Here is a 14,853-nt window from a genome sequence, read left to right as displayed (position 1 = left end):
CCCGGTGGGAGCGGGCTTACGAGGCAAGGCTCTTGCGAAACCGCGCCAGAGCAATGGCGAAAAACACCAGTCCGATACCGGCCAGTGCCAGCAAGTCAGGCCACACCACGCTCACTCCCGCACCGCGGAACAGGATCGCCGCGCTCAAGCTTACAAAGTGAGTCGACGGCGAGCACTGCATCACCCATTGCAGCCACACGGGCATGCTGTCCAGCGGTGTGCTGCCGCCCGAGAGCAAGAGCATCGGGATGATCACCGGGATCGCCAGCAGACCGAATTGCGGGGTTGAACGGGCCAATGTGGCGAGGAAGATCCCCAGCGCGGTGCTGGCGAACAGATACAGCGCGGTAACCAGCAAAAACAGGGTCAGCGACCCCGCCAGCGGCACTCCTAGCGCCCACTTCACCACCACTTCCAGCGATATCCAGGTGCACAGCACCACGACCAGCATGTTGCTCCAGATTTTTGCCAGCATGATTTCCAGCGCCGTCAGCGGCAGCACCAGCAAATGGTCGAGGGTTCCGTGTTCGCGCTCGCGCAGCAGGGCGGTGCCCGTTAGCACAATGGCCAGAATGGTGATGTTGTTGACGATCTGGATCACGGCCAAAAACCATCCGCCTTCCAGATTGGGGTTGAACAACGCGCGGCTGGAGATCAGTGCCGGGGCTTTAGTGGCCGCGTCACCCTGGCCAGAATAGTTGATCAGTTCCCGCTGGAAGATCTGCCCGATGTATCCCGCGCCCATAAAGGCCTGGCTCATGGCAGTCGCGTCGATGTTGACTTGCACACCGGGTTCGCGGCCTGCCAGCAAGTCAGCCTGGAAGTTGGCCGGCACATTGATCACAAACGTGTATTGGCCGTTATCCATCGCTTGATCGAGCTGGTCATAAGGCAAGGCTTGCGGCGTTTTGAACTCTGGCGGCAGCAGCGATTCACTGAGTTTGCGTGACAGAGGGCTGTGGTCTTCATCAATGATGGCAACGCTGGCGTTGTGCACACCGATGATAGAACTCGAGGCGGGCATATAAATCGCCACCGTAAAGGCATAGAGCAAAAACAGCAGCAGCACGCTGTCATGCCGCAGGCTGGTGAGCTCTTTAAGGCCAAGACGCAGGATGTGCGAGAGCTTGTGCATCAAACCTCCTGCTTCTTGAGCATGATCAGACTCAGCCCGGTAAACGCGACAAAAAAGCCAAACAGCGCCAGGCACTGCGGCCACAGTTGCCGCAGGTCGAGCGCTTTGGTGAAGGTGCCCACCGCAATATCGAGGAAGTGCCCGGCCGGGAACAGCATGCCCATCAGTGCCGACGCACCCTCCAGTGAGGAGCGCGGCACAAGCAACCCAGAAAACTGAATAGTCGGCAAGCTGGTGATGATCATGGTGCCCAGGATCGCTGCGATCTGGGTGCGGGTGAATGCGGAAATCAACAGGCCCATGCTGGTGGTCGACAACACATACAGCAGCCCGCCCAGCGCCAGAGTAATCCCGCTGCCTTTGAACGGTACGCCAAACAGCCAGCGGTTCATGGCCACCAGCAATGCCAGGTTGACCAGGCTCACCGCCAGGTACGGCGCCTGCTTGCCCAACAGAAATTCAAGGCGCGTCAGCGGTGTGGCATAGAAGTTGGTGATCGAGCCCAGCTCTTTTTCACGCACGATGCCCAGTGCGGTCAGCATGGCCGGGATAAACGCGAGAATCAGCGCCATCACGCCCGGACCGATGGCGTTTACGCTGATCACATCCTGGTTGTAGCGAAAACGGGTTTCAAGCTTGGCAGCGGCCTGCCTGTTTTGCGCCAGGCTGCTCAGGGTGGCCAGTTGTGCAAGGTTGGCCTGATGCACGGCCTGCACATAGCTACGGCTGGTTTCGGCGCGAAACGGCATGCCGCCATCAAGCCAAGCAGCAACCGTAGGCTGGCGCCCGGCATACAAATCGCGGCCAAAGCCCGGCGGGATCTCCAGCGCGATTTTGATTTCCGAGCGCTGCAGGCGCTTGTGCAACTCGTCAGCACTACGGATTGGGGCGTGCTCTTCGAAGTAGCGTGAACCCCGGAATGCTTCGAGATAGGCCCGGCTTTGCGGGCTCTGGTCCTGATCGTAGACAGCGAAGGCAAGGTTCTCGACGTCCAGCGAAATGCCGTAGCCAAAAATCACCATCATGAACACTGCACCCAGCAAGGCGAAGGCCATACGCACTTTGTCGCGCAGCAGTTCTTTGGATTCACGGCTGGCGACGGCGATCAGTCGGGTCAGGCTAAAGCCTCTTTTACTGACCGGCGGCGGTGCTTTGACGACCGACGTGGCGCCAGGCTCTGCCGCAGGTTCAGGGCTGGCCCCCTGATCGTTTTGTGCCTGCTCCAGGCAGGTAACGAAAGCGGCTTCCAGCGTGTCACCCTTGAACTGTTGTTGCAGCGCATCGGGGGTATCGCAGGCAAGTACCTTGCCTGCGTGCATCAGCGAGATGCGGTCGCAGCGCTGGGCTTCGTTCATAAAGTGGGTGGACAAAAAGATGGTCACCCCCTGCTCGCGAGACAACTCGATCAGCAGGCGCCAAAAGTCATCACGGGCGGCCGGGTCGACGCCGGAGGTCGGCTCATCGAGGATCAGCACTTCGGGGCGATGCAGCACGGCAACCGCCAGCGACAAACGCTGGCGCAGGCCCAGCGGCAGTTCTCCGGACTGCTGTGCGGCCACAGCGCCGAGGTCGAAACGTTCGATCAGCTCTTCGATACGCGGCTCGCTTTCAGCCTTGGGCAAGTCGAAGAGTTGCGCGTGCAGCACCAGGTTTTGTCGCACGCTCAACTCGCCGTACAGCGAGAAACTTTGCGACATAAAACCAACCCGTTTGCGGGTGGCCAGGTCTTTGGCATTCACCGGGTTGCCGAGCAGTTTGGCGCTGCCCTCGGTGGCTGGCATCAGCCCGGTCAGGACTTTCATGGTGGTTGTTTTGCCACAGCCGTTGGAACCCAAAAAGCCGAAAATCTCACCTCGGCCAATGGCAAAACTGACCTTGTTCACCGCCGTAAAGTCACCGAACTTAAGCGTCAGGTCGTGGGCTTCAATGGCGATATCGCTGTTGTCGCTGGTGCGAGGCGGGATCACCAGCGGTTCATTGCTGTGGCCGCTGTCGCCCTGGTAATGGGTAAAGGCCTCGTCGAGTTTTCCGGTGCCGGTGGCCGCCGCCAATTCCTGACTTAACCCTGAAGCAATCAATTTGCCGCGATCAAGCATCAGGCAGTGCTCAAACTGCTCGGCTTCTTCCATATAGGCAGTCGCCACCAGCAGCGTGAGTTGCGGGCGCTGGCTGCGTACGTCGTCCACCAGCTCCCAGAAACGCCGCCGCGACAGCGGATCGACGCCGGTGGTGGGCTCGTCGAGGATCAGCAAGTCCGGCTCGTGAATCAACGCGCAGCACAGCCCGAGCTTTTGCTTCATCCCGCCCGACAGCTTGCCCGCCGGGCGTTCGGCAAAACGCTCAAGATCGGTGGCCTTGAGCAGCTCGGCCATGCGCTGTTCGCAGTCGTCTTTTGACAGGCCGAACAGGGTGCCGAAAAAACGGATGTTTTCGCTGATCGACAGTTCGGGATACAGGTTGCCGCCCAAGCCCTGGGGCATAAAGGCTATCAACGGGTACAGGGTGTTGCGGTGACGGCGGTTGTCAATCGGGCCGCCAAGTACCTCAAGGGCGCCTTGTTGCAGTTTTTTGACCCCGGCAATCAGCCCCAGCAGGCTCGATTTACCCGCGCCATCCGGGCCGATCAGCCCGCAGCGCGTGCCTTTGGGCAGGCTGAAGGTAATATCGAACAGCGCTTGCTGTTTGCCGTACCAGTGGTTGATGCCACTGGCGTTGAGCGCCAGATCGCTCATTGCAAATTAGCCGGCCAGTTCACGTCGGCGGTTCGCACATAGCCTGCACCCGGCATGCCTGGCTTGGCCTGTGGCACGGCGCTTGGGTCGGTGAGGCGCAGTTTGACCCGAAACACCAGCTTTTGCCGCTCGTCGCGAGTTTCGACTTCTTTGGGGGTGAATTGCGATTTGGCGGCAACAAAAGTAATTTTTGCCGGCAGCGCCTGATCGGGCAGGGCGTCGAGCACAATGCGAGCGTCGGCGCCGACCGTCAGTTTGCCGACCACCGAAGCGGGCAAGTACAGATTCATGTACTGGTCGCTTGGGTCGATCATCATGAAGACCCGTCCGCCTGCGCCCAGCACTTCGCCCGGTTCGGCGAGGCGCAACTGGATTACGCCGTTGATAGGTGCGCGCAGGCTGCTGTCATCGATTTCGCTGGTCAGTTGTGCGACCTGAGCTTGGGATGAGCCAATGGCGGCTTTGGCGGCAGCGACCTGGGCCTGGGCTGCGGTCACTGCTGCGTTACTGGTGTCGAACCGGGCCTGTTGCTGGTCCAGTTGTTGGCCGCTGGCAAAACCACGCTGGGACAGTTGACGAAAACGCGCGAGTTCCTGGCTGGCCAGCAGTTTTTCGCTTTGGCGTAATTGCACGTTGGCTTCGTTGGCGGCCAAGGTTTGGCGGGCGCGCAGTACTTCGGCTTCGGCTTGCGCGCGGCTGGCTTCCAGGGTGCGGGTGTCCATGCGGGCCAGCAGTTGGCCCAGGGTCACGCGATCGCCCTCGTCGACCAGTACTTCGGCCAGTCGGCCCGGGGTTTTTGCCGCGATTTGCACTTCAGTGGCTTCGAGCCGACCGTTGCCCATGCTGATGCCTTCAGGGAGGCGGTCGTGCTGGGATTTCCAATAACCGAACCCGCCTGCTGCAATCAGCAAGACAGCCAAGGGGATAACGAAATAGTGGGAAATACGGTGATTGCTAGACATGCCGACATCCTGTGTCACAGAGCGCTCTAGTTTGACGGTTTCAAGGCAAAAACCACTTGATGCCAGTCAAAGGAAGACCAGAGCGTAGACGGCTTTTGAGCTGCAAGCGGCAAGTTTTTAGCTTTAAGCTAATCCCTTGCAGCTTGAAGCTCTGCGATAGCAGCCCATTGCTCCGGGGTCACGGGCATCACTGAAAGGCGGCTGCCTTTTTGTACCAGCGGCATTTCGGCCAGTGCGGTTTGTTGTTTGAGGTAGTCGAGTTTGATCACTCGCGGGAAGGTCTGCTCATGGGCGACTTGCAGCGCGCTCCAAGGGTTTTTCTCGGCGCTGGCCTTGGGGTCGAAATAATGGCTTTGCGGGTCGAGCGCGGTCGGGTCCGGGTAAGCGGCCTCGCAAATGCGACCAATCCCGGCAATACCCGGCTCGGGGCAACTGGAATGATAGAAAAAGAACAAATCACCCACCGCCATGGCACGCATAAAGTTACGCGCTTGATAGTTGCGCACGCCGTCCCAGCGCGCTTCGCCGATTTTCTGCAAATCCTTGATCGAGAACTCGTCAGGCTCGGATTTCATCAACCAATAGGCCATTTTTGCTACTCCAGAAATATGCCGTGGTTATTTTGTCTGGCAACTTTTTGATAAACCGACAGTCGGTTGACGTCAGAGTTTGCGTGTGTGTTCGTGTTGTCGCAAAATGCCCGACTTTTAAGCTTGACGCTGCTGCACGGGCCATACCAAAAACCGTTGCTGTCATCGTGTTGATTTGCCTGAAGGGGGGCAATCGATGAAACGCAAACCGGATTTACTGTGGATATTGGTTATTTTGTTCGGTTTGGGTGTGGTTACAACTGGCTATGCACAAAGTCTCTGGTCAAACTCGATCGATGCGCCTGCTGAATTGGCGCAACAGCAAGTACAACCCTTCAAACGCTAAACCTTGATCACGATGGCATTGCATCACCCGCGATGCCATGGCTGTCAGTGGGCGACGTACCACTGCCTGTCCGAGACCGTGCCCTGCAAAGGGACATCCCAGCTGGCCTGAGCCAGACTCTCGACCTTCTGACACTCGTGGGCCAGCCCCAGTAGTATCGGCTTGCGCCAGCTTTGGCGCCTTGCCTGATATGCCAGGCTGCGATCATAAAAACCGCCACCCATACCCAGTCTTCCTCCCGTGGCATCAAACCCCACCAATGGCAACAACACCAGGTCGAGCGCCCAGACCTTGCGTTGGCGTGCGCGGTTGATGCGTGGTTCGAGAATACGAAAACGGTTGGGCATCAGCTTTTCACCGGGGGCAACCCGCTGAAATACCATCTTGGTTCTTGGCCAGGCACTGAGCACTGGCAGATAGGTAATCTTGCCTCGGCGCTGAGCTTCACGCAGCAGCAGACGCGGATCGATTTCACCGTCAGTGGGCAGGTACAGAGAGATGTGTTTGGCGCGGCGAAACAGCGGGTGTTGCGCCAGTTGCCGGTACAGGCCGCGAGCGGCCTGGCGTTGCTCGCAGGGCGACAGGTCGCGGCGGGCTTTACGCAGCATTCGGCGAAGTTGCGGGCGGGTAGGCGTCGCAGGTTCGTTCATATGGCGTGCTGTTCAGGAGCGAGTACACCGGATGGTGGCTCGTGGAAGCCAATGCCAGCAGGTGGCTGGCATTGTGCTAGTAAATCAGGCTCCCCGACGTACCGCTGTCGGCTTGGCCCTTGAACCCGAAAGTTCAAGGTGGAAGTTGCAGTAGACCTTAAGGCTTTCCGTCTAGCGGACATGCACACCGGCCCAACGTGCAAGCTCCAGGGTAGTGCGAATCGGCTCAGGGACATCGCTAACTGGCGAATACTCCAGGGAGTGGCGCGAGTATACCCCAAAGAAACCTTTTGAATCAGCTTTGGCGTTCGTTCGGATCAGTGGCCAACACCAGATCAACGCGCTCCAGCAGGTCGCGTACCTGCTCGCGGGTGGCGCTGCTGGTCTGAACTTCGGCGACTTCCTGCTTGTGCAGCAGATCGTGGGTGATATTCAGCGCGGCCATCACGGCGATACGGTCGGCGCCAATAACTTTGCCGCTGCTGCGAATTTCACGCATTTTGCCATCCAGGTAGCGGGCGGCGCTCACCAGGTTGGTCCGTTCTTCCTGGGGGCACATGATCGAATACTCTTTATCGAGGATGTGCACGGTGACGCTACTGCTTGAACTCATGAGTCTTGCTCCAGGGCTTTGAGGCGCGAAATCATCGATTCCACCTTGTGTCGGGCGATTTCGTTTTTTTCAATGAGGTGCGCGCGTTCCTCGCGCCAAGTCTTTTCCTGAGCAATTAAGAGTCCGTTTTGACGGTTTAGTTGCTCGACTCGGCTAATTAGCAACTCGAGTCTGGCCATCAGTGCATGCAGGTCGGTGTCTTCCATTGTGTCCTACTGTGTAATTTCTGATGGATGGCCAAGGCCTGTTGAGGTTTCGTTGTGCCAGCAGACCCTATGTCAAACGAGTTGACGCCTTGATGGTCTGGCACGTCAGCCGATGCTAGGATACAAGCCCTCCATTCTAGACATAGCGCCGCTTGGCGCCTAGCTGACCATGCCTATTCAGAATTCCCCGTATCAAGCCTTTGTTACCCTGCTGACCGCCAGCGGCCACTCCGTTTCGCCTGCTGAACTGCATGGCCACTTGTTGGGCCGCAGTTGCGCTGGCGCCGGTTTCGATGCCGACGGCTGGTTGGTCGAAGCCGCCGAGCTGTTGGCAGGCGAGCCACAAGACAACGTACGCAATGCCTTGATCGGTTTGCAAGAGATGGTCAAGGGCGAGCTGAACAGCGACGACATGACCGTTGTGCTGTTGCTGCCAACCGATGACACACCGCTGACCGAGCGCGCCGCCGCATTGGGTCAGTGGTGCCAGGGCTTCCTCTCCGGTTTCGGCCTGACCCGCCGCGCCTACGCGTTGAGCGATGAAGCCAACGAGGTGCTGCGCGACCTGGCAGCCGTTGCTCAGGTGCAAGATGCACTGGAAGAGTCCGAAGACGGCGAAAGCGACTACATGGAAGTGATGGAATACCTGCGCGTTGCGCCGCTGTTGCTGTTCACCGAAACCAAAAAAACCGCTGAACCTGCTGCAGCCAAGCCTTCGCTGCACTGATTGATCGTAAAGAGGGAACCCGTCTGCCCATGATCCATATCCCGAAATCGGAATACGCACGTCGCCGCAAGGCACTCATGGCGCAGATGGAGCCCAACAGCATTGCGATTTTGCCCGCTGCGGCGGTGGCTATTCGCAATCGCGATGTCGAACATGTGTACCGGCAAGACAGCAATTTCCAGTACCTGAGCGGCTTTCCCGAGCCTTCGGCGGTGATCGTATTGATCCCGGGCAGGGCGCACGGCGAATACGTACTGTTTTGCCGTGAGCGCAATGCCGAGCGCGAACTGTGGGACGGCTTGCGTGCCGGGCAAGAGGGCGCTATCCGCGACTTCGGCGCCGACGACGCATTTCCGATTACCGACATCGACGACATCCTGCCGGGCCTGATTGAAGGCCGTGACCGGGTGTATTCGGCGATGGGCGGCAACCCCGAATTCGACCGCAACCTGATGGAGTGGGTCAACGCGATCCGCTCCAAGGCCAACCTCGGCGCTCAGCCGCCTAACGAATTCGTTGCTCTGGATCATCTGCTGCATGACATGCGCCTGTATAAATCGGCGGCAGAACTCAAGGTCATGCGCCATGCGGCGCAAATTTCGGCTCGTGCCCATGTGCGTGCAATGCAGGCCAGCCGCGCCGGCCTGCATGAATACAGCCTTGAGGCCGAGCTGGATTACGAATTCCGTAAGAGCGGGGCAAAAATGCCAGCCTATGGCTCCATCGTCGCCTCTGGCGATAACAGCTGCATCCTGCATTACCAGGAGAACGACGCCCTGCTCAAAAGTGGCGATCTGGTATTGATTGATGCTGGCTGTGAGATCGATTGCTATGCCAGCGATATCAGCCGCACCTTTCCGGTGAACGGCAGGTTTTCGGCGGAGCAAAAGGCTATTTACGAGCTGGTGCTGGCTGCGCAAGAAGCCGCCTTTGCCGAGATAGCCCCCGACAAACACTGGAATCAGGCTCACGAAGCCACGGTCCAGGTCATTACCGCAGGCCTGGTGGAGTTGGGTTTGTTGCAGGGCGATGTTCAGGAATTGATCGCAAGCGAAGCCTACAAGGCGTTTTATATGCACCGCGCCGGCCACTGGCTGGGGCTCGATGTGCATGACGTGGGTGAATACAAGGTCGGCGGCGAGTGGCGCGTGCTGGAAGTCGGCATGACCCTGACTGTCGAGCCGGGCATCTATATCAGCCCGAACAACCTGAGTGTCGCGAAAAAATGGCGCGGCATTGGTGTGCGGATCGAGGACGACGTAGTGGTCACCAAACACGGTTGTGAAATTTTGAGCGGCGATGTGCCAAAAACCGTCGCCGAGATCGAAGCCCTGATGGCGAGCGCGGCATGAGTCGGGTCAATCTGGCAATCATCGGTGGCGGTCTGGTGGGCGCGAGCCTGGCGCTGGCGTTGCAGGCCGGGGCCAAGGCCCGTGGCTGGAAGATCGTATTGATCGAGCCGTTCGCTCCCGGCAACAGCTATCAGCCCAGCTACGACGCCCGCTCTTCGGCGCTCAGCTATGGCGCCCGGATCATCTATGAGCTTTTGGGCCTGTGGCCATCGATTGCCGAGCGCGGCGAACCGATCAAGGACATTCACGTGTCCGATCGCGGACGATTCTCGACGGCGCGGTTGTCGGCTAGCGAAGAAGGGGTTCCGGCCCTGGGTTATGTGGTTGAAAACGCCTGGCTGGGCCAATGCCTGTGGAAAAGTCTGGACCCGGACGTGATCAGCTGGCGTTGCCCGGCCGAAGTTATCCACATGCAACCGCTGGAAGACGGCTACCGCCTGACCCTTAACGATGAGACAACCCTGGAGTGCGACCTCGCGGTATTGGCCGATGGTGGGCGTTCGGGCTTGCGCGAGCAGTTGGGCATCCATGTGCGTCAGCAGCCTTATAACCAGAGCGCGCTGATAGCCAATATCACCCCAAGCCGACCTCACGGCGGGATGGCATTCGAGCGTTTCACCGACGAAGGCCCGATGGCCTTGTTGCCGTTGCCGGACAACCGCTGCGCACTGGTATGGACCCGTCTGGGGATGGACGCACAGCGTCTGGCAGCACTGGACGAGCGTAGCTTTCTCAGCGAACTGCAGGGCGTGTTCGGCTACCGTCTGGGCACGCTCAAGCAAGTGGGCGCGCGGCATCTGTACCCGTTGACGCTGATTGAAGCGCAAGAGCAGGTACGCCCGCATCTGGCGGTATTGGGTAACGCGGCCCACAGCCTGCATCCGATTGCCGGGCAGGGCTTTAACCTGTCCCTGCGAGATGCCCAGGCCTTGGCCGATGCTTTGCTGGCCAGTGATAAAAAGCCCGGTGATTTCACTACGCTGCTGAGTTATCAACAGGCGCAAAAACTCGACCAGCAACTGACCATAGGCTTTTCGGACCAGGTAACGCGGGTGTTTGGCAGTGAGCAGCCATTGGTTTCGCTGGGTCGAAACCTCGGTTTACTCGGCCTCGACCTGCTGCCACCGGCCAAGCGCTGGTTTGCCCGCCAGGCAATGGGCCTGGGCACCCGCGCAGACAGTTGATGACGACTGGGGCGAGTACGCTCCATGTCGATCCATTTTTTCAGGTGCGGCGTACGCCGCTAGCGAGACAGGCTTAAAGCATGGAAATGCGCGCAGATCTGCTGATTGTTGGGGCCGGAATGGTCGGGAGCGCACTGGCGCTGGCGCTCAAGGACAGCGGGCTGAAAATCCTGCTGCTCGATGGCAGCCCGCTGAGCGTCCAGCCCTTTGCCGCCGAGGCGCCGTTCGAACCTCGGGTCAGCGCCCTGTCGGCGGCCAGCCAGCGTATCTTGCAGCGTCTTGGCGCGTGGGAGGGCATCACCCGACGTCGTGTCAGCCCCTATTCGCATATGCAGGTATGGGATGGCAGCGGCACAGGGCAGATCCACTTTTCGGCGGCCAGCGTGCATGCCGAGGTGCTGGGCCATATCGTCGAGAACCGCGTGGTGCAGGACGCGCTGCTTGAGTGCCTGCAGGGCACCAGGATCGAAATGCTGGCCAATGCGCGCATGGAACAGATGCGCCGTTCAGGCGACGACTGGCTGCTGACCCTGGCTGATGGCCGCACCCTGCGTGCGCCGCTGGTGATTGCCGCTGATGGCGCCAACTCGGCGGTTCGTCGCCTGACCGGCTGTGAGACTCGGGAGTGGGATTATCAGCATCACGCCATCGTCACCAGCGTGCGTTGCGCTGAACCCCATCAGCAGACCGCCTGGCAGCGTTTTACCGACCACGGTCCGCTGGCATTTTTGCCCTTGGAGCGCGATGGTCAGCAGGACTGGTGCTCGATTGTCTGGTCGACCACCCCCGAACAGGCTGCGCACTTGATGGCACTGGACGACGCAACCTTCTGCCGTGAACTGGAACTGGCCTTTGAAGGCCGTCTGGGCAGCGTGTTGAGTGCTGATCCGCGGGTGTGTGTGCCTCTGCGTCAACGCCATGCCAAACGCTATGTGGCCGAAGGCCTGGCGTTGATCGGTGATGCGGCGCACACCATTCACCCGCTGGCTGGGCAGGGTGTAAACCTGGGGTTTCTGGATGCGGCGGTGCTGGCACATGTATTGTTGCACGCGGCTGAGCGCGGCGAGCGTTTGGCCGATGTGCGTGTATTGAGCCGTTTCGAGCGTCGGCGCATGCCGCACAACCTGGCCTTGATGGCGGCGATGGAAGGTTTTGAGCGGTTGTTCCAGGCCGACTCGCTGACCGCACGCCTGCTGCGTAATACCGGCTTGAAGTGGGTCAATAAAATGCCTGAAGCCAAAGCGCTGTTCGTGCGCCAGGCGCTTGGCCTGAGCGGCGACTTGCCGCCGCTGGCCAAGCCCTGAAAAATCTATGTAGCCGATGTCGAGGCACGAGGCTGCGAAGCGTCCCCGTTTCTTGAAGGTCCTTCGGCCCTTATCGCAGCCTGCGGCAGCGGCTGCAGGGCTTCAGTAACATCTGGTAACTCCTCGGTGGCGAGTTAGGTTGAGCTGTTAAATGTGATTCACTACCATTTACGCCCGATTCGCATCAAGAGAGACCGCCCCTCATGTTGGCACCCAAGCGTCTACTGACTGCCCTGGCCCTAACCGTTTTTGCGAGCAGCGTTTCTGCTGCCGATGAAGTGGTGGTTTACTCCTCGCGTATCGACGAGCTGATCAAACCGGTATTTGATGCCTACACCGCCAAAACCGGGGTCAAGGTCAAGTTCATCACCGACAAGGAAGCGCCGCTGATGCAGCGCATCAAGGCTGAGGGGCAGAACGCCACCGCCGACCTGTTGCTGACCGTAGACGCCGGTAACCTGTGGCAAGCCGAGCAAATGGGCATCCTGCAGCCGTTCACCTCCGAGGTGATCGACAAAAATATCCCGCCGCAATACCGCTCCTCCTCCCATGAGTGGACGGGCCTGAGCCTGCGCGCACGGACCATCGCCTATTCGACAGACCGGGTTAAGCCTGAAGAGTTGTCGACCTACGAGGCTTTGGCCGACAAGAACTGGGAAGGTCGACTGTGCCTGCGCACTGCCAAGAAGGTTTACAACCAGTCGCTGACGGCCACCATGATCGAAGTGAATGGTGCTGAGAAAACCGAAAAAATCCTCAAGGGCTGGGTCAACAACCTGTCTACGGACGTATTCTCGGATGACATCGCGGTGCTCGAGGCAATCAACGCCGGGCAGTGTGACGTGGGTATCGTCAACACTTACTACTACGGCCGTTTGCACAAGCAAAAGCCGGATCTGGCGGTGAAACTGTTCTGGCCTAATCAGGCTGACCGTGGCGTTCACGTCAACTTGTCGGGTATTGGCCTGACCAAATACGCGCCGCACCCGCAAGCCGCCAAGGCACTGGTTGAATGGATGACCACTCCTGAAGCCCAATCGATTTTTGCTGGTGTAAACCAGGAATTCCCGGCCAACCCAAGCGTTGCACCTTCGGCCGAAGTGGCCAGCTGGGGCAAGTTCAAGGCCGATGCCTTGCCGGTCGAAGTGGCAGGCAAGCGCCAGGCCGAAGCCATCCGCATGATGGATCGCGCTGGCTGGAACTGATAAGAGTCTGAAGTAATACCTGTGGGAGCGGGCTTGCTCGCGATAGCATCGCCGGGGTTTCATTTGAAACTGCGGTGTTTGCATCGCGAGCAAGCCCGCTCCCACATTCGTTTTCACGTCGTCCCACCCACCTTCCGAGAGTTTTTCGTGGCCCATCCTGCCCAACGCCGCTGGTATCCGCTGGTCTTTGTCATTGCTGCTCTGGTGCTGTTGCCGCTGAGCGTTTTGCTGTTGTCCTGGCAAAGCATTGATGGCCAGATTTGGAGCCACCTGTGGGACACACAGATGCCGCGACTGCTGGGCAACACTCTGACCTTGATCGTCGGGGTGGGGGTGGGCGTAACGCTGCTCGGTGTGAGCCTGGCCTGGTTGACCAGCCTGTGTGAGTTCCCCGGCAGGCGTTGGCTGGATTGGGCGCTGATGCTGCCGTTTGCGATTCCTGCTTATGTGCTGGCGTTTGTCTTTGTTGGCTTGCTGGATTTTGCCGGGCCCGTGCAAACACTGCTGCGTGAATGGTTTGGCATGGGCCTGAGGTTACCGCGGGTGCGTTCTACCGGCGGGGTGATCATCGTGCTGATTCTGGTGTTCTACCCCTACGTCTACCTGTTGGCGCGCACGGCGTTTCTGGCGCAGGGCAAAGGTCTGATGGAAGCCGCCCGGGTACTGGGGCAAAGCCCGTGGCAGGCGTTCTGGCGCGTGGCGTTGCCGATGGCGCGCCCGGCGATCGGTGCGGGTGTGGCGCTGGCGCTGATGGAAACCCTGGCCGACTTTGGCGCCGTGTCAGTGTTCAACTTCGACACCTTCACCACCGCTATCTATAAAACCTGGTACGGGTTTTTCAGTCTGTCGACAGCGGCGCAATTGGCCAGTTTGCTGTTGCTGGTGGTCATGCTGGTGCTCTACGGCGAACGCCGCGCCCGAGGTGCCAGCCGCGCCAGTAACGAACGGCCACGCGTCAGCGCCTTGTATCACCTGCGTGGGCCCAAGGCGTGGCTGGCCAGTGGTTGGTGCTTGCTGGTGTTTGCCTGTGCGTTCGTGATCCCGATGCTGCAACTGGTGGTGTGGTTCTGGCAGCGAGGGCGGTTTGACCTGGACGAGCGATACACCGGTTTGATCCTGCACACACTGTATTTGGGCGCCATGGCGGCGCTGATCACCGTCAGCGTGGCTCTGGTGCTGGCATTTGCCCGACGTCAGGCGCCTACCCCGGCCATTCGCGCCGGGGTCAGCCTGGCGAATCTGGGCTATGCCTTGCCGGGCTCGGTGTTGGCGGTGTCGATCATGTTGGCATTCAGCTACCTGGATCGCGAACTGGTGATCCCGGTATCGGGCTGGTTGGGCGGCGCGGGCAAGCCGCTGTTACTGGGCAGCCTGTCGGCCTTGTTGTTGGCGTATCTGGTGCGGTTTATCGCCGTGGCCTATGGCCCGCTGGAAAACAGCCTGGCGCGTATTCGTCCTTCCTTGCCGGAAGCTGCACGCAGTCTGGGGGTCAGTGGTCCACGACTGTTTTTCAAAGTGTATCTGCCGTTACTGCTGCCAGGCACCTTGAGTGCTGCACTGCTGGTGTTTGTCGATGTGCTCAAGGAAATGCCGGCCACCTTGCTGATGCGCCCGTTTGGCTGGGATACGCTGGCGGTGCGGATCTTCGAGATGACCAGCGAAGGCGAATGGGCGCGGGCCTCGTTGCCCGCCCTGACGCTGGTGCTGGTCGGTTTGTTACCAGTCATCGGGCTGATTCGTCGCTCGGCACATCGAATCGGTTAGGTGTCAGTCCTCCTCCATGCGGCTACAATGCGCGGCATTCGGTGCGGTCTGTCTGTCAGACCAGGTTTCTGCGTGATGTAAGA

At 59.5% G+C, this 14,853-nt stretch carries 14 protein-coding genes and 1 other RNA gene; 7 read left to right on the top strand and 8 right to left on the bottom strand.

The features are described 5' to 3' along the window. Positions 1–16: 16 nt before the first annotated feature. From U5A05_RS23480 to U5A05_RS23465, 4 genes are all read right to left on the bottom strand, one after another. Positions 17–1,135 (bottom strand): ABC transporter permease, encoded by a 1,119-nt coding sequence (locus U5A05_RS23480; protein ID WP_321835068.1) that lies wholly within the window; start codon positions 1,133–1,135, stop codon positions 17–19. Next, the gene (rbbA, locus tag U5A05_RS23475) at positions 1,135–3,867 is read right to left on the bottom strand and encodes a ribosome-associated ATPase/putative transporter RbbA (RefSeq protein WP_321835066.1); all 2,733 of its coding nucleotides are present in this window, start codon (positions 3,865–3,867) and stop codon (positions 1,135–1,137) included. Before rbbA ends, U5A05_RS23480 begins: the two co-directional genes overlap by 1 nt. Next, the gene (locus tag U5A05_RS23470) at positions 3,864–4,829 is read right to left on the bottom strand and encodes an HlyD family secretion protein (protein WP_261740211.1); all 966 of its coding nucleotides are present in this window, start codon (positions 4,827–4,829) and stop codon (positions 3,864–3,866) included. The genes rbbA and U5A05_RS23470 overlap by 4 nt, the downstream gene beginning before the upstream one ends. Before the next feature lie 128 nt (positions 4,830–4,957). Next, positions 4,958–5,419, bottom strand: a complete 462-nt coding sequence (locus tag U5A05_RS23465; protein ID WP_261740210.1) for an EVE domain-containing protein — start codon at positions 5,417–5,419, stop codon at positions 4,958–4,960. Positions 5,420–5,615: 196 nt separating this feature from the next. Between U5A05_RS23465 and U5A05_RS23460 the strand changes: the two genes are divergently transcribed. After that, complete coding sequence (locus tag U5A05_RS23460) at positions 5,616–5,765, top strand: hypothetical protein (RefSeq protein WP_261740209.1); 150 nt, start codon at positions 5,616–5,618, stop codon at positions 5,763–5,765. 44 nt (positions 5,766–5,809) lie between these two features. Here U5A05_RS23460 and U5A05_RS23455 read toward each other — a convergent pair whose 3' ends face one another. The 4 genes from U5A05_RS23455 to U5A05_RS23440 all read right to left on the bottom strand — a co-directional run bounded on the left by U5A05_RS23455 (position 5,810) and on the right by U5A05_RS23440 (position 7,234). Beyond that, positions 5,810–6,415, bottom strand: a complete 606-nt coding sequence (locus tag U5A05_RS23455; protein ID WP_261740208.1) for a 5-formyltetrahydrofolate cyclo-ligase — start codon at positions 6,413–6,415, stop codon at positions 5,810–5,812. A gap of 86 nt (positions 6,416–6,501) precedes the next feature. Then, a non-coding RNA gene (gene ssrS, locus U5A05_RS23450) (6S RNA) lies at positions 6,502–6,679 on the bottom strand. A 31-nt stretch (positions 6,680–6,710) separates the two neighbouring features. Continuing rightward, on the bottom strand, positions 6,711–7,028 hold the full coding sequence (locus U5A05_RS23445) for a cell division protein ZapA (RefSeq protein ID WP_261740207.1): 318 nt from the start codon (positions 7,026–7,028) through the stop codon (positions 6,711–6,713). Next, positions 7,025–7,234 (bottom strand): TIGR02449 family protein, encoded by a 210-nt coding sequence (locus U5A05_RS23440; protein WP_261740206.1) that lies wholly within the window; start codon positions 7,232–7,234, stop codon positions 7,025–7,027. The genes U5A05_RS23445 and U5A05_RS23440 overlap by 4 nt, the downstream gene beginning before the upstream one ends. A gap of 169 nt (positions 7,235–7,403) precedes the next feature. Here U5A05_RS23440 and U5A05_RS23435 point away from each other — a divergent pair, with 169 nt between their 5' ends. The 6 genes from U5A05_RS23435 (at position 7,404) to U5A05_RS23410 (ending at position 14,770) form a co-directional block, all read left to right on the top strand. Then, positions 7,404–7,961, top strand: a complete 558-nt coding sequence (locus U5A05_RS23435; protein WP_261740205.1) for a YecA/YgfB family protein — start codon at positions 7,404–7,406, stop codon at positions 7,959–7,961. A gap of 29 nt (positions 7,962–7,990) precedes the next feature. Next, complete coding sequence (gene pepP, locus U5A05_RS23430) at positions 7,991–9,313, top strand: Xaa-Pro aminopeptidase (RefSeq protein WP_261740204.1); 1,323 nt, start codon at positions 7,991–7,993, stop codon at positions 9,311–9,313. Then, entirely contained in the window at positions 9,310–10,497 is a 1,188-nt protein-coding gene (gene ubiH, locus U5A05_RS23425; RefSeq protein WP_321835061.1) for a 2-octaprenyl-6-methoxyphenyl hydroxylase, read from the top strand. Before pepP ends, ubiH begins: the two co-directional genes overlap by 4 nt. 86 nt (positions 10,498–10,583) lie before the next feature. Then, positions 10,584–11,801, top strand: coding sequence for a 2-octaprenyl-3-methyl-6-methoxy-1,4-benzoquinol hydroxylase (locus tag U5A05_RS23420; RefSeq protein ID WP_321836554.1), 1,218 nt, complete (start codon positions 10,584–10,586; stop codon positions 11,799–11,801). 203 nt (positions 11,802–12,004) lie between these two features. Then, the gene (locus U5A05_RS23415; RefSeq protein ID WP_321835059.1) at positions 12,005–13,006 is read left to right on the top strand and encodes an extracellular solute-binding protein; all 1,002 of its coding nucleotides are present in this window, start codon (positions 12,005–12,007) and stop codon (positions 13,004–13,006) included. Positions 13,007–13,153: 147 nt separating this feature from the next. Continuing rightward, on the top strand, positions 13,154–14,770 hold the full coding sequence (locus tag U5A05_RS23410; RefSeq protein WP_261740201.1) for an ABC transporter permease: 1,617 nt from the start codon (positions 13,154–13,156) through the stop codon (positions 14,768–14,770). The last annotated feature ends 83 nt before the right edge of the window (positions 14,771–14,853 follow it).

The sequence above is a fragment of the Pseudomonas kulmbachensis genome (assembly GCF_963681935.1).
Classification (GTDB): domain Bacteria; phylum Pseudomonadota; class Gammaproteobacteria; order Pseudomonadales; family Pseudomonadaceae; genus Aquipseudomonas; species Aquipseudomonas kulmbachensis.
Note: the sequence above shows the minus strand (reverse complement) of the source record. Positions and strands in the feature narration are given on the sequence as shown.

Excerpts from the sequence above, each read along its gene's own strand:
- U5A05_RS23480 (WP_321835068.1), bottom strand. The coding sequence starts at position 1,135 with ATGCACAAGCTCTCGCACATCCTGCGTCTTGGCCTTAAAGAGCTCACC.
- rbbA (WP_321835066.1), bottom strand. The coding sequence starts at position 3,867 with ATGAGCGATCTGGCGCTCAACGCCAGTGGCATCAACCACTGGTACGGC.
- U5A05_RS23470 (WP_261740211.1), bottom strand. The coding sequence starts at position 4,829 with ATGTCTAGCAATCACCGTATTTCCCACTATTTCGTTATCCCCTTGGCT.
- U5A05_RS23465 (WP_261740210.1), bottom strand. The coding sequence starts at position 5,419 with ATGGCCTATTGGTTGATGAAATCCGAGCCTGACGAGTTCTCGATCAAG.
- U5A05_RS23460 (WP_261740209.1), top strand. The coding sequence starts at position 5,616 with ATGAAACGCAAACCGGATTTACTGTGGATATTGGTTATTTTGTTCGGT.
- U5A05_RS23455 (WP_261740208.1), bottom strand. The coding sequence starts at position 6,415 with ATGAACGAACCTGCGACGCCTACCCGCCCGCAACTTCGCCGAATGCTG.
- U5A05_RS23445 (WP_261740207.1), bottom strand. The coding sequence starts at position 7,028 with ATGAGTTCAAGCAGTAGCGTCACCGTGCACATCCTCGATAAAGAGTAT.
- U5A05_RS23440 (WP_261740206.1), bottom strand. The coding sequence starts at position 7,234 with ATGGAAGACACCGACCTGCATGCACTGATGGCCAGACTCGAGTTGCTA.
- U5A05_RS23435 (WP_261740205.1), top strand. The coding sequence starts at position 7,404 with ATGCCTATTCAGAATTCCCCGTATCAAGCCTTTGTTACCCTGCTGACC.
- pepP (WP_261740204.1), top strand. The coding sequence starts at position 7,991 with ATGATCCATATCCCGAAATCGGAATACGCACGTCGCCGCAAGGCACTC.
- ubiH (WP_321835061.1), top strand. The coding sequence starts at position 9,310 with ATGAGTCGGGTCAATCTGGCAATCATCGGTGGCGGTCTGGTGGGCGCG.
- U5A05_RS23420 (WP_321836554.1), top strand. The coding sequence starts at position 10,584 with ATGCGCGCAGATCTGCTGATTGTTGGGGCCGGAATGGTCGGGAGCGCA.
- U5A05_RS23415 (WP_321835059.1), top strand. The coding sequence starts at position 12,005 with ATGTTGGCACCCAAGCGTCTACTGACTGCCCTGGCCCTAACCGTTTTT.